This is a genomic window from Vibrio anguillarum, from assembly GCF_001989995.2.
Classification (GTDB): domain Bacteria; phylum Pseudomonadota; class Gammaproteobacteria; order Enterobacterales; family Vibrionaceae; genus Vibrio; species Vibrio anguillarum.
The window spans coordinates 1-265 of record NZ_JAHGUP010000226.1; the positions used below are offsets into that span (position 1 = coordinate 1).

1 protein-coding gene is annotated in these 265 nt (G+C 46.0%); it reads right to left on the reverse strand.

The genetic code is table 11. The annotated features are described in order from the left end of the window. Positions 1 to 188 (reverse strand): hypothetical protein (locus tag PL85_RS19150; RefSeq protein WP_215809373.1); only part of this gene is annotated, 188 nt, incomplete at its 3' end. Between the last annotated feature and the right edge of the window lie 77 nt (positions 189 to 265).

Below are 265 nucleotides of genomic sequence, written 5' to 3' on the forward strand. Positions count from 1 at the left end.
ATCCCCATGATAGCCAGACGTTCGGTCAGTGTGGTGTTTGTGATATCAACCAGCTTGTAATACAAGCCTTGAGTGTTGAGGTAGTTAACGAGGCCAGTGTAAGAGCTGAAATAATCCCATTCGCCGGAAATGTAGACAGATACGGAGTGGTCAGGCATTAAGTCGTAGTAGATTTTTTCAGCAGCCATGATTAACGAGCCTCGATTTTTGCGTTAACTGCATGAATAAGGCGGCGTGTCATTTCGCAGTCAGCTAAGGCGGTATG